At 65.7% G+C, this 18923-nt stretch carries 16 protein-coding genes and 1 tRNA gene; 9 read left to right on the top strand and 8 right to left on the bottom strand.

What is annotated here, in order from left to right; translation table 11 throughout:
- The first annotated feature begins 371 nt into the window (after positions 1 to 371).
- From ABIB38_RS23480 to ABIB38_RS23455, 6 genes are all read left to right on the top strand, one after another.
- The gene (locus ABIB38_RS23480) at positions 372 to 1262 is read left to right on the top strand and encodes a LysR family transcriptional regulator (protein WP_429207147.1); all 891 of its coding nucleotides are present in this window, start codon (positions 372 to 374) and stop codon (positions 1260 to 1262) included.
- A 53-nt stretch (positions 1263 to 1315) separates the two neighbouring features.
- Entirely contained in the window at positions 1316 to 2743 is a 1428-nt protein-coding gene (locus ABIB38_RS23475; protein WP_429207146.1) for a carboxylesterase/lipase family protein, read from the top strand.
- A gap of 314 nt (positions 2744 to 3057) precedes the next feature.
- Positions 3058 to 4278, top strand: a complete 1221-nt coding sequence (gene nhaA, locus ABIB38_RS23470) for a Na+/H+ antiporter NhaA (protein ID WP_429207144.1) — start codon at positions 3058 to 3060, stop codon at positions 4276 to 4278.
- Between the two features lie 12 nt (positions 4279 to 4290).
- Positions 4291 to 5619, top strand: coding sequence for a TrkH family potassium uptake protein (locus tag ABIB38_RS23465; protein ID WP_429207142.1), 1329 nt, complete (start codon positions 4291 to 4293; stop codon positions 5617 to 5619).
- Positions 5612 to 6316: a potassium channel family protein gene (locus tag ABIB38_RS23460; protein ID WP_429207140.1), complete on the top strand. Its 705-nt coding sequence runs from the start codon at positions 5612 to 5614 to the stop codon at positions 6314 to 6316. The genes ABIB38_RS23465 and ABIB38_RS23460 overlap by 8 nt, the downstream gene beginning before the upstream one ends.
- Before the next feature lie 121 nt (positions 6317 to 6437).
- The gene (locus tag ABIB38_RS23455; RefSeq protein WP_429207138.1) at positions 6438 to 6920 is read left to right on the top strand and encodes an META domain-containing protein; all 483 of its coding nucleotides are present in this window, start codon (positions 6438 to 6440) and stop codon (positions 6918 to 6920) included.
- Between the two features lie 68 nt (positions 6921 to 6988).
- Here the strand turns inward: ABIB38_RS23455 and tssA are convergent, their stop codons facing one another.
- A complete protein-coding gene (gene tssA / locus ABIB38_RS23450) occupies positions 6989 to 8254 on the bottom strand; it encodes a type VI secretion system protein TssA (protein ID WP_429207137.1) in 1266 nt (421 codons plus the stop codon).
- A 233-nt stretch (positions 8255 to 8487) separates the two neighbouring features.
- Between tssA and ABIB38_RS23445 the strand changes: the two genes are divergently transcribed.
- Complete coding sequence (locus ABIB38_RS23445) at positions 8488 to 8691, top strand: helix-turn-helix transcriptional regulator (RefSeq protein WP_429207135.1); 204 nt, start codon at positions 8488 to 8490, stop codon at positions 8689 to 8691.
- A 75-nt stretch (positions 8692 to 8766) separates the two neighbouring features.
- On the opposite strand, the gene ABIB38_RS23440 is transcribed toward ABIB38_RS23445, so the two are convergent.
- The 7 genes from ABIB38_RS23440 to ABIB38_RS23410 form a co-directional block, all read right to left on the bottom strand.
- Positions 8767 to 9906 carry a Fic family protein gene (locus tag ABIB38_RS23440; protein ID WP_429207133.1) on the bottom strand — a complete coding sequence of 380 codons (1140 nt, stop codon included), beginning with the start codon at positions 9904 to 9906 and terminating at the stop codon, positions 8767 to 8769.
- A 162-nt stretch (positions 9907 to 10068) separates the two neighbouring features.
- Positions 10069 to 10548, bottom strand: a complete 480-nt coding sequence (locus tag ABIB38_RS23435; protein WP_429207132.1) for an Arm DNA-binding domain-containing protein — start codon at positions 10546 to 10548, stop codon at positions 10069 to 10071.
- Between the two features lie 189 nt (positions 10549 to 10737).
- Positions 10738 to 10827, bottom strand: a tRNA-Ser gene (locus ABIB38_RS23430).
- A 166-nt stretch (positions 10828 to 10993) separates the two neighbouring features.
- A complete protein-coding gene (locus ABIB38_RS23425; RefSeq protein WP_429207131.1) occupies positions 10994 to 13048 on the bottom strand; it encodes a putative bifunctional diguanylate cyclase/phosphodiesterase in 2055 nt (684 codons plus the stop codon).
- Positions 13041 to 14216 (bottom strand): HDOD domain-containing protein, encoded by a 1176-nt coding sequence (locus ABIB38_RS23420; RefSeq protein ID WP_429207130.1) that lies wholly within the window; start codon positions 14214 to 14216, stop codon positions 13041 to 13043. Before ABIB38_RS23420 ends, ABIB38_RS23425 begins: the two co-directional genes overlap by 8 nt.
- 104 nt (positions 14217 to 14320) lie before the next feature.
- Positions 14321 to 14953 carry a response regulator gene (locus tag ABIB38_RS23415; protein ID WP_429207128.1) on the bottom strand — a complete coding sequence of 211 codons (633 nt, stop codon included), beginning with the start codon at positions 14951 to 14953 and terminating at the stop codon, positions 14321 to 14323.
- Position 14954: 1 nt separating this feature from the next.
- Positions 14955 to 16328 carry a cache domain-containing protein gene (locus ABIB38_RS23410; protein WP_429207126.1) on the bottom strand — a complete coding sequence of 458 codons (1374 nt, stop codon included), beginning with the start codon at positions 16326 to 16328 and terminating at the stop codon, positions 14955 to 14957.
- 201 nt (positions 16329 to 16529) lie between these two features.
- Between ABIB38_RS23410 and ABIB38_RS23405 the strand changes: the two genes are divergently transcribed.
- On the top strand, positions 16530 to 18596 hold the full coding sequence (locus ABIB38_RS23405; protein WP_429207124.1) for a carbon starvation CstA family protein: 2067 nt from the start codon (positions 16530 to 16532) through the stop codon (positions 18594 to 18596).
- A complete protein-coding gene (locus tag ABIB38_RS23400) occupies positions 18596 to 18790 on the top strand; it encodes a YbdD/YjiX family protein (RefSeq protein WP_137173594.1) in 195 nt (64 codons plus the stop codon). Before ABIB38_RS23405 ends, ABIB38_RS23400 begins: the two co-directional genes overlap by 1 nt.
- Positions 18791 to 18923: the final 133 nt, after the last annotated feature.

Raw genomic sequence — 18923 nt, 5'->3', positions numbered from 1 at the left:
GCAAAGACGCCCATCCTCGCACTCAAGGAATGGCAACAAAGACGGCCGGAATTATTCGTTAAGCGGGTTTATGAACAGGCGGGACTTGACACCTAATAACCCGTCATGATAGCGCTGAAACTGCCGATAAATTCATCACTGGAAATAATGCATACAAGAAATTTCCTAGTAGTTGAAGATTTTGGATAGAACGCAACACTTTAATGCAGTGAACTCACTCTAGCATTTCTTTGAGCAAAGATTGTATTCATTTTTGGCGCCATGCTAGGACAAGCATTTTCAGAAAAATCGCGAATGGGGAACAAGACATTCGGTCATGTCACGATCCGGTTTTGCCGATTGGCGCGAGGAAATTAGCAATGAGCACGCATATGGACCGCTTCCAGGAGATGCAAATCTTCACCCGCATCGTGGAGCGGCGCAGCTTTACGCTGGCGGCCGAGGAGCTGTCGCTGCCGCGCGCCACCGTGACGAACGCGATCAAGCGCCTGGAAGCGCGGCTCGCCACCCGCCTGCTGGAACGCACCACGCGGGTGGTCGCGCCCACGCTCGACGGCGAGGCGTATTACGAGCGCTGTGTGCGCCTGCTGGCCGACCTCGGCGAAATGGAAAGCGTCTTCACCCGCTCGACCCCGACTGGCTTGCTGCGCGTGAACCTGCAGGCCGCGCTGGCGCGCCGCGTCGTGGCACCGCGCCTGCCGGACTTCCTGGCGCGCTATCCGGACATCGAACTGCAGATCGGCGAAGGCGACCGCCTGGTCGACCTGGTGCGCGAAGGCATCGATTGCGTGCTGCGCGTCGGCAATCTGCAAGACTCGTCGATGGTGGCCCAGAAAATCACGCAGCTGGCGCAGGTGACCTGCGCCAGCCCGGCTTACCTGGCGCGCCATGGCCGGCCCGCCACGCTCGCGACGCTCGACCAGCACCAGGCCGTCAACTTCATCTCGTCCGCCACCGGCCGGCCCTATCCGCTCGAATTCCTGGTCGCCGGCGCGCTACGGCAGCTGACCCTGCCCGGCCCGGTGTCGGTCACCGGCGCCGACATGTACACGGCCGGCGCGCTCGCCGGCCTGGGGCTGGTGCAGGTGCCGCGCTATCGCGTCGAGCACGAGCTGGCCAGGGGCGAACTCGAGGTCGTGCTGCCCGACCTCGCGCCGCCGGCCCTGCCCGTGTACGTGCTGTATCCGCAGAACCGCCAGCTGTCACCGCGGGTGCGGGTGTTCGTCGACTTCCTCAAGGAAGCGTTCGCCGGTTTCGGCTGAGCGCTTCGGTTACCATGGCACTGTTATATTTTTACTATTCCAAGGAGACTCCCATGCCGCGCATCCCCTTCCCCGCCCTGCTCGCCGCCGCACTGGCCATGACCACGTCCCATGCGCTCGCGGCGCCCGGGCCGGTCGTGGCGACCGACAGCGGCAGGGTGGCGGGGACGATCGAGGCCGGCATCGCGAGCTGGAAAGGCATCCCGTTCGCCGCCCCGCCCGTGGGCGAGCTGCGCTGGCGCGCGCCGCAGCCCGTGCAGCCGTGGAGCGAGGTGCGCCAGGCGGCCAGCTATGCGGCGGACTGCATGCAACTGCCCTTCCCCAGCGACGCCGCGCCGCTCGGCACCCAACCCGCTGAAGACTGCCTGTACCTGAACGTCTGGAAACCGGCCAGCGCCAAGGCCAGGCTCCCGGTGCTGGTCTGGATCTATGGCGGCGGCTTCGTCAACGGCGGCTCGTCGCCGCCGACCTATTCCGGCGCGGAGCTGGCGAAACAGGGGGTGGTGGTCATCAGCTTCAACTACCGCATCGGCCGCTTCGGCTTCTTCGCCCATCCGCAACTGACCCGGGAAGCCGGTCACGAAGCCCCTCTCGGCAACTATGGCTTCATGGACCAGGTCGCGGCGCTGCAGTGGATCAAGCGCAATGCCGCGGCCTTCGGCGGCGACCCTGGCAACGTCACCATCACCGGCGAATCGGCGGGCGGCATGTCGGTCAATTTCTTGCTGACGTCGCCGCACAGCCGGGGACTGTTCGCCAAGGCGGTGCTGATGTCGGGCGGCGATGGCGGCATCGCGCCGACGCCGCTGGCCGAGGCCGAAAAAACGGGCGTGCATTTTGCCGCCGGCAAGGGCATCGGCGCCGACGATCCGAAAGCGCTCGCCAGGCTGCGCGCGCTGCCGGCCGACAGCGTCGTCGACGGGATGAACCTGGCCAACTTCCGGATGCAGGGCATGCCGACCTACCACGGGCCGTTCGCCGACGGCCGCCTGGCGATCGATTCCGGCGCCGCCTTCGGCGCCGGCCGCATGCACAAGGTGCCGGTGATGATCGGCGCCACCAGCGCCGACATCGGCGGCAAGACCGGCTATATGGTCGCCGGCGCGCGCAGCCTGGCGGCGACCCTGGCCGACCATGGCCTGCCGGTCTGGGCCTACCGCTTCTCGTACGTGGCCGACTCGCTGGCCAAGCCGGGCGCCGGCGCCGGCCATGCGACCGACATCCCCTTCTTCTTCGATACGGTGGCCGTCAAGTACGGCGAGCAGGCAACGCGCAAGGACGTTGCCGTCGGCAAGGCGATGAGCACGTACATGGTGAACTTCGCCAAGCGCGGCGATCCGAACGGCGCGGTCTTGCCGGCATGGCCGCGCTATGCGCGCTCCGAAGACCGGATCATGGACTTCGCGGCATCGGGCAAGCCGGTGGCCCTCAAGGACCCCTGGGGCGCCGAGATCGACGCGGCGGGCGCGTCCCGCCGTTGAACCTGGGCAGGCGGATAAAACCGTCTCCAAAGCGCGCCACCTGCGGCGCCATCGTCTATAATATTGCCTGGGTGATCATACTGCTCAGGTATGACAGGATTTGCGCTGGTCGGGCCGCCACGCGGCCCGGCTACGCACGTTATCATGTCACTCGACCATCACGCTCGCACTACCTCGGCCCTGCGGCGCCGACCGTATCGCTCCCTGCCTTCGCTCACCTCGACATGGACCATCCCGGGCCATGCCGGACCGTGGGTTTCCTATTCATGAGACATCCCGGACGGCAAGCCAGCCGTCGCGGCTGGAAGATATTTATGCGCATCGAACGACGACTCTCGAGAACATTCCAAGAATTCATTGCATCGGGCAAGGCCGGCGGCGCCATCCTGATCCTGTGCACCCTCGTTTCCCTGGCCATCGCCAATTCGGCCTGGAGCGCCTCGTACCTGGGCTTATGGCACATCCCGCTGGCCGGTCTCACGGTCGAACTGTGGATCAACGACGCCCTGATGGCGATCTTCTTCCTGCTGGTGGGCCTGGAACTCAAGCGCGAGCTGTATAACGGCGAACTGTCCGACCTGCGCAATGCCATGCTGCCGATCCTGGCGGCGGCCGGCGGCATCGCGGTGCCGGCCGGGATCCACTTCGCCCTGAACGGCGGCACGCCGACCCAAGCCGGCGTGGGCATCCCGATGGCCACCGACATCGCCTTCGCCCTCGGCGTGCTGGCGCTGCTGGGCAACCGGGTGCCGGCTTCGCTCAAGGTGTTCCTGACCGCGCTGGCCGTGATGGACGACCTGGGCGCGATCATCGTCATCGCCCTGTTCTATACCGCGCAGCTGTCGGTGCCCTACCTGCTCGGGGCGCTCGCGGTCTTCGTGGTGCTGCGCCTGATGAGCAGCCGCCTGCGCGTGCTGGCAATGTGGCCCTACCTGCTGGGCGGCGCGCTGATGTGGTTCCTGATGCTCAAGTCGGGCGTGCACGCCACCATCGCCGGCGTGCTGCTGGCCTTCACCATCCCCTATTCCGCACAGGAAGACGACGCCGCTTCGCCGTCGCACCGCCTGGAGCATGTGCTGCACAAGCCGGTGGCCTTCCTGATCCTGCCGATCTTCGCGCTGGCCAATACCGGCATCGTGATCGGCGCCGACTGGGCCGCCGAGCTGACTTCGCTCAACAGCCTGGGCATCCTGCTCGGCCTGGTGCTCGGCAAGCCGGTCGGCATCCTGCTGTTCTGCTTTGCCGCGGTCGCGCTCGGCGTGTGCCGCCTGCCGCTCGACCTGGCCTGGCGCCACGTGCTCGGCGCCGGCATGCTGGGCGGCATCGGCTTCACGATGTCGATCTTCATCACGAACCTCGCCTTCGTCGGACAAGCGGATATCATCAATGCCTCGAAGATGTCGATCCTGGCTGCGTCGGTGATCGCGGGCGTGATCGGCTTTACCTGGCTCAAGCTCATGGGCGCGCCGCTGGCCTCCGACCGCGACCTGGACACCATGGACTTCGACGTCGATCCGCCAACGCAAGCGAAATAGACCAGGCCGCCGATGAACAAGGTCATCCACCCCGCGCGTGCGGTCGCCCTGGGCTTCCTGCTGGCGATCCTCGCGGGCACCGTCATGCTGATGCTGCCGCTGGCGCGCGCCGACGGCGGCGCCGCGCCGCTGATGGTGGCCTTCTTCACCTCGGTGTCGGCGGTGTGCGTGACCGGACTGGTGCTGGTCGATACCGGCACCTACTGGTCCGGCTTCGGCCAGTCGACCATCATGGTGCTGTTCCAGCTCGGCGGCCTGGGCATGATGACCGCCGCCACCCTGCTCGGCCTGATGGTGAACCGCTCGCCCAAGCTGCGCACGCGCCTGATGACCCAGACCGAGACGCGCTCGATCGGCATGGGCGACATCTCGAGCGTGGCGCGGGTGGTGCTGGTGGTGTCGGTGCTGTTCCAGCTGGCGATCGCCGCAATCCTGACGCTCAGGCTGCGGTCCGACTATGGCATGGCCTGGGGCGAGGCCGGCTGGGTGGGGCTGTTCCACGCGGTGTCGGCCTTCAACAACGCCGGCTTCTCGATCCACCCGGACAGCATGATCCGCTACGCGGGCGACGCCGGCATCCTGGTGCCGGTGATGCTGGCCGCCATCATCGGCGGCGTGGGCTTCCCGGTGCTGCACGACCTGCGCCACCGCTTTCGCGATCCGCGCCACTGGTCGCTGCACACCAAGCTGACCCTGTCCGGCACCCTGATCCTGCTGATCCTGGGCTACGTCGCCATCCTGCTGTTCGAATGGCGCAATCCGCAGACCCTGGGCGCCTTCGGCCTGTTCGACAAGCTCATGAACGGGATGTTCATGTCGGCGGCGGCCCGCACGTCGGGCTTCAACACCGTCGACGTGGCGGCGCTGACCCGCGAAACCTGGGCCCTGCATTATTTTTTGATGTTCATCGGCGGCGGCAGCGCGGGCACCGCGGGCGGGGTCAAGGTGGGCACCGTGGCGGTGCTGGTGCTCCTGGTGATCGCCGAGGCGAAGGGGCATACCGATACCGAAGCCTTCGGGCGCCGGGTCGGCGCGTCCGCCCAGCGCCAGGCGATCACGGTGCTGGTGCTGGGCAGCGTCGTCGTGGCCTTCGGCACCATGGCCCTGCTGCGGATTTCGCATTTCCCGACCGACCAGGTCATCTTCGAGGTCATCGCCGCCTTCGGCAGCGCGGGCCTCTCGACCGGCATCACCGCCGACCTTCCCGTGTCCGGCCAGCTGGTGCTGGCCCTGCTCATGTTCGTGGGCCGGGTGGGCACGATCACTTTCGCGACCTCGCTGGTGCTGGGCGAGCGGCGCATGCCTTACCGTTATCCCGAGGAGCATCCAATTGTTGGGTAGAATTTTCACAGAGCAGTTCGCGTTTTCCTCCGGCGACAGCGTGGTCGTCATCGGCCTGGGCCGCTTCGGCGGCGCGGTGGCCCAATCGCTGATGCGCCTGGGCCACGACGTGATGGGCATCGACACGCGCGAAGACCTGGTGCAGATGTGGGGCGACCGCCTGACCCATGCCGTGCAGGCCGACTCGACCAACGAGAACGTGATGCTGCAGCTGGGCGTGGCCGATTTCTCGCACGCGATCGTCGGCATCGGCTCGGACCTGGCGGCCAGCCTGATGACCCTGATGGTCTTGACCGAGCTGGGGATCAAGGATATCTGGGTCAAGGCGATGACGCCGGAGCACGGCCAGATCGCCCAGCGCATCGGCGCCCACCACGTGATCTACCCCGAGGCCGACATGGGCGCGCGCGTGGCGCACCTGATCACGGGGCGCATGATGGACTTCATCGAGTTCGAGGACGGGTTTGCGATCGCCAAGATCCATGCGCCTGCAGAGACCCATAACCGGACGCTGTCGGAGTCGCACGTGCGCACGCGCTTCGGCGTGACCGTGGTGGGCGTCAAGCGCGCCAACGAGGACTTCCAGCATGCGCTGCCGGCGACGACGATCCGCTCGGCCGACCTGTTGATCGTGTCGGGGCCGACCAAGAAGATCGAGATGTTCGCGGCCGGGGGCAAGAAGCGCAAGTCGGCGTAGGGCCGCTGCGCCCCCGCCCCGCGGGCGAGGACGCAACAGTGCACCCGCAATCGGCCGCGGATGGGATCATGCTGCACACAATCAACCGGGACTCTCCCGGACATCCCATGAGGAACCAGCCATGTCGACACCATCGCGCATTGCCGCCGCAATCGCGGCCATCCTGTGCACCGCCTGCAGCACAGCCACGGCGCCAGCGGGCGATCCGGCCGGACACAACGCCGAAGCCAGCCTGACCGGCACCACCTGGCGCCTGCACGAGATCCACTCCATGGACGACGCGCAAGGCATCACGCGAGTCCAGCCGGACCGGGTCTATGCCATGCGCTTGACGCCCGAGGGCCGCGCCGAGTTCCAGCTGGACTGCAACCGGGGCACGACCTCCTACACCGTCGAGGCGGGCAAGGCGGGCCGGGGCGCGATCACGTTCGGCAAGCTGGCGCTGACGCGGGCGATGTGTCCGCCAGGGTCGCTCGACACCCGCATCGCCAGGGACATGGCGTATGTCCGCTCATACACGATGCAGGGCGGGACGCTGTCCATGAGCCTGATGGCCGATGGCGGCATCTATGTCTGGAAGCCGGGAACAGCCGCCGCCCGATAGTCATATCGCCGGGACTGCAGTGCTGGCGGAGCGATGGCGCTGGCAGCACCGACCGCCATGCTTTCAACTCACCGAGGCGCAGGCGCTTTGGCGGCCAGGACTGCACGGACCAGCGCGGTGAAGTCGGCGGCATCGGCGCTGGCCGCGCTACCCGTCTGTCCGGCCTGGTTCCTCGCGAGACCTTGCAGGATCGTATTCTGGTCAAGCAGCAGTGCGATCTGCATGGCCATCAGACGCTCGGCCCCGCTGGGCGCGTGGATGCCGGCAGCGGCACAGAGCGCGTCGATTCGGCGGCGGAGCTGGTCTGCCACGTCCGCTTGCGCGAGGCCGTATGGCGGGATGTCGCGCTCCCCGGCGCCACCGGTGTTCTCCTCCTTCGGTTGAGCAGTCTCGTGGGACACCCCTTGCATCATCGGCGCGGCGACCGGCTGCCGTGCGACGTCACCTTCCCGTGGGGCTGTCAGCTCGCGCGCTGCCCGTTCCATTGCACGCAAGGTGTCGCGCAGGGTCGACATGTCTGGCGCATCGTCGCCGAGACGGGCCACGGTCAACCTTTCGATCGACGCCATGACGGCCAGGCAAGCACGGACCAGCTGCGCGCTACGGTCAGCGTCGGCGCCCCGGTTCGCTGTGGCGTAGTCGACGACGCCGGCGCGCGTGTGCAGCGCTTCGCCGCTTTCCTCCCCCGGGCCTCGCCGATCGTCCTTTCTTGCCGGCGATGCCTCATCGCCTGACAGGCGCTCCCAGTCCGCGAGCGTGAGCCTGTCGAGCGGCCCGCCCGTACGACCGAGTAATGGAATCTTCATTCTGGTTGTCGTCGACAACGAACGATTCATCCACTCCAGCGGCGCCACCCGCAACGCAGGGTCGCCATCCTCGTCCACCTGCGGATGCACCGTTTCCCAGTAGTGCGCGAGCAGGCCATCGACCAGCAGCAGGCCACGTAAGAGCCCTTCCATCCCCTGCTGGTGGGTGCATGCCTCGGTCATCCAGGCGGCGATTTGCAGATCCTTGGCGTGCTCGCGCAACGTGACCTTGCAACGCGCCTCGATCCGGGCCCAGTCGGCGCGCTTCAGGAGACGCTCCGATCCCCCCATCGGCAAGATCGGATCGTCTTCTTCGCGCGCGAGGCGGATTTCCGTATAGATGGGATCGAAGCGGATCGGCGGTCCGGACGGGTAGTACTCGCTGATCGGCTGGAGAAGCGACTCGAGCTCGTCGCGCTGTTCGGCGCTGAGCAGCGCGAGTGGAGGTGAAACGTCGGTGTCGGTCATGAGGGCATGGGCATTGGAGCGTCGGACTCGATTATTGCGCTCGCGGGTGGAACAGTCCATGCGTTTTTCAGGCGGGGCCATAGGGCAGCCACTCGATGACAGACTGTCATCAAATGCGTCACAGCCACGTTAGTCGGAGCCAGCGTACCAGTCCGAAACCACGCGAGGTGCCTCGATACCTGAGCGAGTCGGCTAGTGGGGCCGCAGAACATCGTCGTTCACATTCATCCTGGAGGCATCCATGGATCACCAAGCGACTAACGTGCCTGTAGAACGCCGCGCATCGAGCAGTTGTGGGGGAGGTGCGGTTCATCAGACTGAAGGAGGTACTGGCCAAATGCGACAAGTCGCGCAGCAGCGTGTATGACGCGGTCAAGAAAGGAGATTTTCCGAAACCCGTGAAGCTCCAAGGTAGATCATCGGCCTGGATCAAAAGCGAAGTCGAACAGTGGGCCGTCGAGTGCATTCGCGCTAGCGGGCCCGTCCCGAAGCCGTAGCCCGCTTGCAAAAGTTCGTCATGACGAACACATCAATTTCCTCATGACGAAATCCGTACAGTCGGTGGCATCGAGTCAAGGCTGAGGATCTACTGGTTTTCGTACCATCTCATAGCTGGTACTGCGCCCCCCAGCGCCGGAGCGCTGCAGGATACCCAGTTCGACGAGTTCATTAATATCTCGTAGCGCGGTATCTGTCGACGACTTTGCAATTGCCGCCCACTTGCTGCTGGTGAGCTTCCCCTCGAAACCATCGAGCAGGCGGTTAAGGATCTTGACTTGCCGCTCGTTGAGCGCAATGCCCGCGACGCGCTGCCAGAAATGTGCCTTCTCCAGCACTGTATCCAGTGCATGATGGGCCAGATCCACCGCCTCGCCAAGCATCTGCAGGAACCACAGAAGCCACTCGGTCACGTCCAAACTACCCTTCTGCGTTCGCTCCAGAATGTCGTAATACGCTTTGCGCTCACGCTGGATCTGCGCCGACAGGCTGTAGAAGCGCTGCGAACTACCGTCGGCGCGCGCCAGCAGAAGATCGCCAATGGCACGCGCGATGCGGCCATTACCGTCGTCGAACGGGTGCAAGGTGACAAACCACAGATGCCCTAGCCCTGCGCGGACCAACGCCGGCTCCGCATGAACTGGCGCGTTGATCCACTCCAGTAAGCGCTCCATCTCGCCAGGTAGACGCTCCGCAGGCGGGGCTTCGTAATGTACGCGTTGTCGGCCAATCGGTCCGGAAACCACTTGCATGGGGCCATGAGCATCGTCTCGCCAGGTACCAGTGCAAATCCTGCTCATGCCGGAATAGCCAGTCGGGAAGAGTGCCGCATGCCAGCCAAATAAACGCTCCCGCGTCAACGGCAATGCATTATTGATAGTGGCATCAAGCACCATCTCGACCACGCCTTCCACGTGCCGGTCCACCGGTGCCAGCGATCCGATGTCGACGCCGAGGCGCCGCGCAATGGATGAGCGCACCGAGGCGACGTTCAGATGTTCGCCCTCGATTTCGCTGGTCTTGAGAACGTCGTCGGTCAGTGCGTCGAGACTGGCTTGGTCGCGCAGCCCAAGACCGATATCGACGAGCCGGCCCAGCAGCAGCCCCTGCTTCTGACTGACTTGCGCGAGCGGCGACACCAGCGCCTCGAGGTCATACCGCCAGTCCGGCCAGTCAGGGGCCTGCCAGATAAACTTGTAATCGCCGCAGTTCATGCGGTGATTGTACGGATTAATCGCCGCGTTGCCAATCCGGGAATCACGCTAAAGGCCCAGTTCTGGCATGGAACATCGCTTCGAAGTTAGACCGACAACGTGCCTGCAGCGCACAAGTCGATGCCCCAACCAGAATATTACTGCGAGCGAGCCTGCTCGATGCTAGTCATTGAGCCCGGGGTTCCTGACTGCAGCGTCAAGCAAAGGAAGCACTTCATGCACCTTGCTGATTGTTGTTCGGCATACGAACTGCATCTGCACGCGCATGTTGATGAGCATTTTCTCCTTGTGGCGGAGGTGCGCCGCGATGTAAGCTGAGGCACATTCGTCGAAAGTCACGCGCTTGGCCTGCTGGTGCACATACTCCGCCCTGGCCTTGTCACGCTCCTCGATCGGATCGCGCTTCTCCAGCAGCACGAGACGGCATTGCTTCGCCTTTTCGCGCGCCAGCACCAGGTCGACGGTGTGACAGGAACCGAGCCCCATCTCGCGGCGCCGGCCACAAAAGGCGTAGCGGAAGATCCAGCTTTTGGCGCCGCTTTTCGACACCTGCAGCCAAAGCCCGGCGCCATCGCCATACATGCCGGGCCGAGTCACAGAACGAACCTTGACCGCGGAAAGCTTGTTGATCGTGTAGCTCATCAGTGTCTACCCACCTTTCGGCATGGTCTCCGCCAAGGTTTTTACTCTTGAAACGACCCATATTCCTACCCACCCCTCGCGCGTGGATGTGGGTAGGTTCTAGTGGGCGTCGGTGGACACTGATTTTGACTTTTCTCCTATGAGGAGACGAAAAAAAGCCCCGATTTCGGGGCTCTTGTTCAGTATGCTTGGCGGAAGCGGTGAGATTCGAACTCACGAACGGGTTCCCCCGTCGGCAGTTTTCAAGACTGCTGCCTTCAACCACTCGGCCACGCTTCCTATGAGGAACCGGCATTATACATAAATCATCTGGGCTGGTCAGGGTTGTTCGCGCGTTGCGGTGAGGCATGGAGCTTGGGTTCCCGCCTTCGCGGGAACGACGTGCAGAGGCTGGCGCGCGTGAACGAAGCGCTGCTGTGCTTGCCGGCAGGTTGCACCGTCCACCTCACCCAATCAACAACCAGTTATCCCGCAAACACCGCTCGAACTCATACGCCGGCAACGGCGCCGCATACAGATACCCCTGCACCTCGTCACACCCCGCGTCGCGCAGGAACTCCAGCTGATCCAGCGTCTCCACCCCTTCCGCGATCACGCGCAGGCACAGCTGCCGCGCCATGCTGACGATGGTCCCCGCGATCGCGCAATCGCTGGCATCGGTCGGAATCCCGGTCGTGAACGACCGGTCGATCTTGAGGGTGTGGATCGGGAAGCGCTTCAGATACGACAAGCTCGAATACCCGGTCCCGAAATCATCCAGCGACAACGACACCCCCAGCGCGGTGATCCGGTCCATGATCGTCGTCACGCGCTCGAAGTCGTGCATCAGCGTGCTCTCGGTGATCTCCAGCTCCAGCCACGACGGATCGAGCTGATAGCGCATCAACGTGTCGGCCAGCCGCGACGGCAAGGACGGCGTGAACTCGCGCGCCGACACGTTCACCGCCAGCCTGAACGGAGCGATTCCCGACCTCTGCCAGATCGCCGCCTGCGCGCAGGCCTGTTCCAGCACCCACTCGCCCACCTGAACGATCAGGCCCGTGGTTTCGGCCAGCGGAATGAATTCGGACGGCGGCACGATGCCGCGCTGCGGATGCACCCAGCGCACCAGGGCCTCGGCGCCGACGATGCGCCCGCTGGCGATCTCGAACTTGGGCTGGTAGTACAGGATCAGTTCACCATTGCCCAGCGCATGGCGCAGGCCCGATTCGATGCGCATGCGCTCCTGCATGCCCTTGTTCATGTCCTGGCTGTAGAACGCCACGCTACGGTCCGGATTGGCGTCGGCGCGCTTGGCGCGCTCCATCGCGATGTCGGCCAGCCCGAGCAGGGTTTCGGCGTCGTTGCCGTCCTGCGGATACACGCTGATGCCGATGCTGGCGCCCACGCGCAGGTCGTGCCCGCCGATGAAGAACGGCGCGTCGAGCGCGGCCTGGAGCTTTTGCGCCACCGTGGTCGCCTCGAAGTGCTGGCGGATGTCCGACAGGCCCACGGCGAATTCGTCGCCCGAGAGGCGCGCCACCACGTCTTCGTCGCGCAGGGCTTCCTTGAAGCGCTGCGCCACCTGGCGCAGCAGCTCGTCGCCGATGCGGCGCCCGAGCGTGTCGTTGATGCGCTTGAAGCGGTTCAGGTCCACGAACAGCACGCTGCCCGCCGTCTCGTTGCGCTGCGAGACCGCCAGCGCCTGGTCGACCAGGCGCGCGAACAGCGTGCGGTTCGGCAGGCCGGTCAGCTCATCGTAGTAGGCCAGGTGGTGGAGCTGTTCCTCGGCCTGCTTGCGTTCGGTAATGTCGGTGAGATAGGCGATCAGGCCCGCCGGCCGGTCGGCCAGGTCGCGTAGCGGAGACAGCGACAGGCTGGCCCAGAACACCTCGCCCGACTTTTTCCGGCGCCGCACCTCCATCATGCGCCCGCCCTGCTCCGCGAACAGGTCGGGCTGCAGGTCGCCGCCGTCGCCTTCGTCGGCGTACAGGAACAGGATGTTGCGCCCGATCGCTTCCAGGGCAGTGTAGCCGAACAGCTGCTCGGCGCCGCGGTTCCAGCTGGTGATGTAGCCCATCTGGTCCATCGTCAGCACCGACTCGTGGATCTGGTCCAGGATCTGCGACTGGTGCGCCAGCTGCGCTTCCATCTGCGCATAGGCGTGGGTGGAGCGCTGCGCCAGCGCGTGCGTCTGCATCAGGCTCGCGGTCAGGTGCGCCAGCGCCACCAGCTTGCGCCCGGTCTCGGGACAATATCCTGCGCCGCCGCTGACCTCGTACCAGCCGAACTGCTCGATGCCGGCCGCCACCGCATGGCGCAGGATGCGCGCGCCCGCGTCATTCGGCTCGACCAGGCCGGCGCCCGGCACGAAGCGCCCCTCGGGACTGCCCGTCAGCAGCGCCGCCAGGCGGCCCAGCTCCAGGTGCAGGGCTTCGCCGCGCAGGCGCAGGATGGCGTCGCAGACGGCGGTCGTGCCGCCAACGAAGTCGAAGGAGTCCAGTTCGCGCAGGTCAGACATTGCGGCTCACCTGGACCGCCCAGTGATAGGCGTGCAACTGGCTGGTCCACCAGGCGGCCGGGCTCACGCGCGCCTCTTCCAGCATCGCCGGCCCCGGATGCGTCTCGGTCAGCCGCAGCCAGGCGCCCAGGCGGCCGCGCCGTTCGACCAGGGCGCCGGCCACCTCGTCCGGCAGGTGCAGGTCGGCCGCGATCGCCGCCATCGGCATGTGCAGCAGGCGGTCGAGCAGCGAGAACACGCCGGTCATGAAGGCCAGGTCTTGCGCGGCGCGATCGCCACCGGCCTGGCGGCTCAAGTCTTCCAGCTGCGCGCCGCGGCGCGCCGCCAGCAGCAGCAGCAGGTTCGGCAAGCCGTCCGGCTGCTGGCGCGCGTACAGCAGCAGCTGCAGCCAGCGCTGCAGCTGGCGCCGGCCGAGCACCGTGATCGCCTGGGCGAAGTTCGTGATCTCGGTACTCACCGTGAAGGCCGCCGAGTTCACCAGCTTGAGCAGGTGATAAGCCAGCGCCGGGTCTTGCCGGATCTGGTCTTCCAATTCGCGCGATTCGGCGTCGCGCGCCAGCAGGCCCAGCAAGGTCAACAGGCGGCGGCGCGAGCTGCCGTCGTCGTCCGGCGCCGGCGCGGCATCGGGGTCGATGGCGTAGTCGCCGCTGAACCAGTCGAAGCCCGCGTTCTCGCATTCTGACAAGCAGCGCGCGTCGTCGACGCCGTACGCCAGGTGGGGGCCGAACAGCGAGACCAGGCGGCCCGGCGCCAGCGCGGCGTCACGCTGCGCGCGGCAGTCGCGCGCCGCGAGCCGCAGCACCGCCGGCCCCTTGGCGCCCTCGGGGACGTCGCCGTCGAGCCAGATGCGGTAACCGCCAGCGTGCAGCTCGGCCAGCTGGCGCGCGACGCTGCCGGACGCCAGCGCCCGGGCCTCTATCACCAGGCCGACACGGTTGGCCGGCAACAGCGCCAGCACCGGCGCCGTCAGGGCCTCCGCGCCATCCAGGTGCAGCAGGCAGTCGAGCGGCGCGATCGCCGCGAGCAGCTCCGCGCCTGCGAACACCGCTTGCAGCCGTTGCGGCAGGTCGGTCCCCGGCGTCAACCGCAGGCGCAGCGCCACCCATTCGTTCTGGGCATTGGCGACAGGATCGATTGCTACCAGCGGAAAATGTCCCTGCTCGGCCATATGATATTTCTCAATATTATTCAGGCAATCTTATTGCACCGAATACTATAAAGCAACCGCGATGTTTCCCGGTGGATATCGAAAAGGTACTCTCAGTTACGCGATCAGTTGTTGCCGGCGCGCTGCACCGCGAAACGGATCAGTTCCGCCTGGCCTTCGATGCCGAGCTTGCGCTTGATGTTCAGGCGGTGGGTCTCCACCGTGCGCACGGACAGATCGAGGTCGCGCGCGATCTGCTTGTTCGACTGGCCGGCCGCGATATGCTTGAGCACTTCGTGCTCGCGCACCGTCAGCTGGTCGCCCGGCCCGGCCGGGTTGGCCAGCTGGCGCGCCAGCGCGGCGCTGTAATAAATGCCGCCGCCCATCACGGTCTCGATGGCCAGCACGATGTCCTTGCCCGGCGCGTCCTTCAGCACATAGCCCCGGGCGCCGGCCGCCATGGCCTGGCTCACATATTCGGGCTTGTCGTGCATCGACAACATGAGCACCGCAATGCCGGGATAGCGCGCGGTGAGCTGGTACGTTGCCTCGATGCCGCTCCCGCCGCGCATGTTCACGTCCATCAGCACCAGGTCGGGGTGGAACTCGCCGGCGCGCGCCAGGGCTTCCTCGCCCGAGCCGGCTTCGGCCACCACCACCAGGCGCGGCGCGGATTCGAGCCGCGCGCGCAGGCCGTCGCGCACCAGCGGGTGGTCGTCGACCAACAGGATCTTGACTTCCTTTGCTTCACCGCTCACGTCACCAATCACTGCGTTGCTCCTTCAAATCGATGCTGGCCACCACCCGGGTGCCGGTGGGGGACGACACGATCGCGAACTGCCCGCCGATCGCCTCCATGCGCTCCATCATATTCCTCAGCCCGATGCCACGCTTGGGATGCACCGCCACGCCGTCCGTATCGAAACCCACGCCGTCGTCGGCGATGCTCAGGCTGATCAGGTCGCCCACGCGCTCGAGCACCATGTCGATGTGCCGCGCCTGGGCGTGGCGCTCGACGTTGGTCAGCGCTTCCTGCGCGATCCTGAACAGGACCGTGCCCACGATCTCGGGCAGCGCGTCCAGCGCGCCGGCCGCGCGAAAGCGCACCGGCGCGCCCGCGTGCGCGCAGAATTCGCTCGCCAGATGGTCCAGCGCCGGCGCCAGGCCCATATCGTCCAACAAGGTCGGCCGCAGGTCGTGCGAGATGCGGCGCACCTCGCCCAGCAGCGTCTTGACTTGCTCGACGGTGCGCTCCAGCCCCGCACGCGCCTGCTCGCGGCGCGCGGCGTCGCCGTCGAGGCGGATGATGCCGGCCTCCAGCTGCAGCTTGACCGAGACCAGCGCCTGGCTGATCCCGTCGTGCAGGTCGCGCGACAGGCGCGCGCGTTCTTCTTCCTGCGACTCCACCACGCGCTGGGCCAGCGCCTTCAGTTTCGCATCCGCCACCCTGCCCTCGCTGATGTTCAGGGCCAGGCCGCCGCCGGCCACGCCTACCGCCGCCACCGTGGCCAGCACCGCCATCCACAAGAGCGTCTCTTCGATATTGCGCGACTGCTGGGCGTCGACCAGCGCCAGCGCCGATTCGACGTCGTCAAGGTAAATGCCGGTGCCCATCACCCAGTTCCAGTGCGCGACCGGCACGACGTAGCCCAGCTTGGGCGCCGGCCGGTTGCTCGAGGGCTTGGCCCAGGTATAGCGCAGGAAGCCGCCGCCCCCGCCCGCCAGCGCGATCAGGCGCTGGATGGTCGGCGCGCCGGTCGAGTCGCGCCACTCCCACATATCGGTGCCGACCAGCTCCGGCTGGCGCGGGTGCATCAGGTTGCGGCCCCGGGTGTCGTAGACGAAGAAGTAACCGTCCTCGCCGTAGCTCAGGCTCGACAGGATGCGGATCGCCTCCTGCTGGGTCGCCGGGCCACGGTCCCCGGTGCGCGTCAGGTGCGCGATCGAGCGCGCCGCCAGCTCGACGTAGTGGCGCAGCTCGGCCTCCTTGCTCGCCAGGTAGGCGTGCTGGATGGTGGCGCGCTGCTCGGCCGCCAGGGTCACCCCCTGCTGGCGCACGTAGAGGGCGATCGCGCACAGCGCCACCACCAGTGGCACGACCGCCAGCACGATCACTTTTTGCCTTAGCCGCATATCCCGTTTGCATGATCGGATTCGAAGGCCTGCATTCTACGTCCGACGTCACAAATGGGACTACGTAGTATTACGCAGCGACTGCGTAATTATGCGCTTGCGGTACTGACAATAGTGCAAGATACTCGACGGCATGCTGTAAATAATCGCGTCGGCACGTACTGGCGCAAAAGCATCAATCCACTTCGGAGGAGTCACCCCATGAAACGTATCACGAGCATGCTCGGATGGATTATCTTGTCCATCGTGGGCGCGTTTGCGCTCGGCTACATCGCGCTCAAGCGCGGTGAAACCATCAACGCCATCTGGATCGTCGCGGCCGCTGGCTGCGTCTACCTGATCGCCTACCGCTTCTATTCGCTGTTCATCGCCACCAAGGTGATGGGGCTCGACCCCACGCGCCAGACACCGGCCTACAAGTACAACGACGGCCTCGACTATGTGCCGACCAACAAGAACGTGTTGTTCGGCCACCATTTCGCCGCGATCGCCGGCGCCGGCCCCCTGGTCGGCCCCGTGCTGGCGGCGCAGATGGGCTACCTGCCCGGCATGATGTGGATCCTGGCCGGCGTCGTGTTCGCCGGCGCGGTGCAGGACTTCATGGTGCTGTTCATGTCCACCCGCCGCGACGGCCGCTCGCTCGGCGACCTGATCAAGTCCGAAATGGGAGAAATCCCCGGCATGATCGCGCTGCTGGGCACCTTCATGATCATGGTGATCATCCTGGCGGTGCTGGCGCTGATCGTCGTGAAGGCCCTCACCGGCTCGCCGTGGGGCACCTTCACCGTGATGGCCACCGTCCCGATCGCGCTGTTCATGGGGATCTACTCGCGCTACGTGCGCGTGGGCCGCATCGGCGAGATCTCGGGCATCGGCTTCGTGCTGCTGATGCTGGCCATCATCGGCGGCCAGTGGGTGCACGAGTCGCCGACCTGGGGCCCGATGTTCACCTTCACCGGCACCGAACTGACCTGGATGCTGATCGGCTACGGCTTCGTCGCCGCCGTGATTCCCGTGTGGCTGCTGCTGGCGCCGCGCGATTATCTGTCCACCTTCCTCAAGATCGGCACCATCCTGGCGCTGGCGATCGGCATCATCGTGGTCGCGCCCGACCTGCGGATGCCGGCCGTGACCAAGTTCATCGACGGCACCGGCCCGGTGTGGTCGGGCAATATCTTCCCCTTCTTGTTCATCACCATCGCCTGCGGCGCCGTCTCGGGCTTCCACGCGCTGATCTCGTCGGGCACCACGCCCAAGATGATCGAGAACGAGTCGCACGCCCGCTTCATCGGCTACGGCGGCATGCTGATGGAATCGTTCGTGGCCATCATGGCGCTGATCGCCGCGTCGACCATCGACCCCGGCATCTACTTCGCCATGAACAGCCCGGCCGCGCTGCTCGGCACCACCGCGCAATCGGCGGCGCAAGCCGTGTCGCAGATGGGCTTCGTGATCACGCCGGAAGCGCTCGAGCAGATGGCCAAGGACGTCGGCGAGCACACCATCATCTCGCGCGCCGGCGGCGCGCCGACCCTGGCGGTCGGCATGGCGCACATCCTGTCCAACGTCGTGGGCGGACCGGGCATGATGGCCTTCTGGTACCACTTCGCGATCCTGTTCGAGGCGCTGTTCATCCTGACCGCGGTGGACGCGGGCACCCGCGCCGGCCGCTTCATGCTGCAAGACCTGCTGGGCGCCTTCGCCCCGTCGCTCAAGAAAACCGACTCGCTGCCGGCCAACCTGCTGGCCACCGGACTGTGCGTCGCGGCCTGGGGCTACTTCCTGTACCAGGGCGTGGTCGATCCGCTGGGCGGCATCAACACCCTGTGGCCGCTGTTCGGCATCGCCAACCAGATGCTGGCCGGTATCGCGCTGATGCTCGGCACCTGCGTGCTGTTCAAGATGAAGCGCGCCAAGTACGCCTGGGTCACCGCGCTGCCGACCCTGTGGCTGCTGGCCTGCACCCTCACCGCCGGCTGGCAGAAGATCTTCCATGCCGATCCGCGCATCGGCTTCGTCGCGCACGCCAACAAGTACCAGGCAGCGCATGACGCCGGCGAGATCCTGGCGCCGGCCAAGTCGATCCTCGACATGGAGCGCATCATTTTCAACGACTACGTCAACGCCAGCCTGGCCGGCTTCTTCATCTTCGTCGTGCTGGCGGTGCTGTTCTACGGCGTGCGCACGGTGATGGCGGCGCGCGCAACGCATGCGCCGACCGCGAAGGAGTCGCCGTACGTCGCCATGCCGGCCGCGCAGGTGCAGTGATGTTCGGCACCCTGAAACAGGCCGGCAACTACCTCGGGCAGAGCCTGCGGCTGATGGTCGGCCTGCCCGAATACGACACCTACCTGGCGCATATGGAGCGTACCCATCCGGACCAGGCGCCGATGACGTACGAGGAGTTCTTCCGCGAGCGCCAGGAGGCGCGGTATGGGGGAAGCCGGGCGTCGTGCTGCTGAACGGCGGCGTGACGATGTGATCCGAAAAAAGGGGCGCTGTGAACTGACCCCGTAAAGTTGGACGGTTGGTCTCAGTGAAGTGCCGAGGGCTGGGTTCTGTATTGAACAGGACTCAGCCCTTTTAGCTTCATCT

The sequence above is a fragment of the Massilia sp. UYP11 genome (genome assembly GCF_050434805.1).
In the GTDB taxonomy this organism is placed as follows: Bacteria; Pseudomonadota; Gammaproteobacteria; order Burkholderiales; family Burkholderiaceae_D; genus Telluria.
This window is presented reverse-complemented; position numbering and strand designations above follow the sequence as displayed.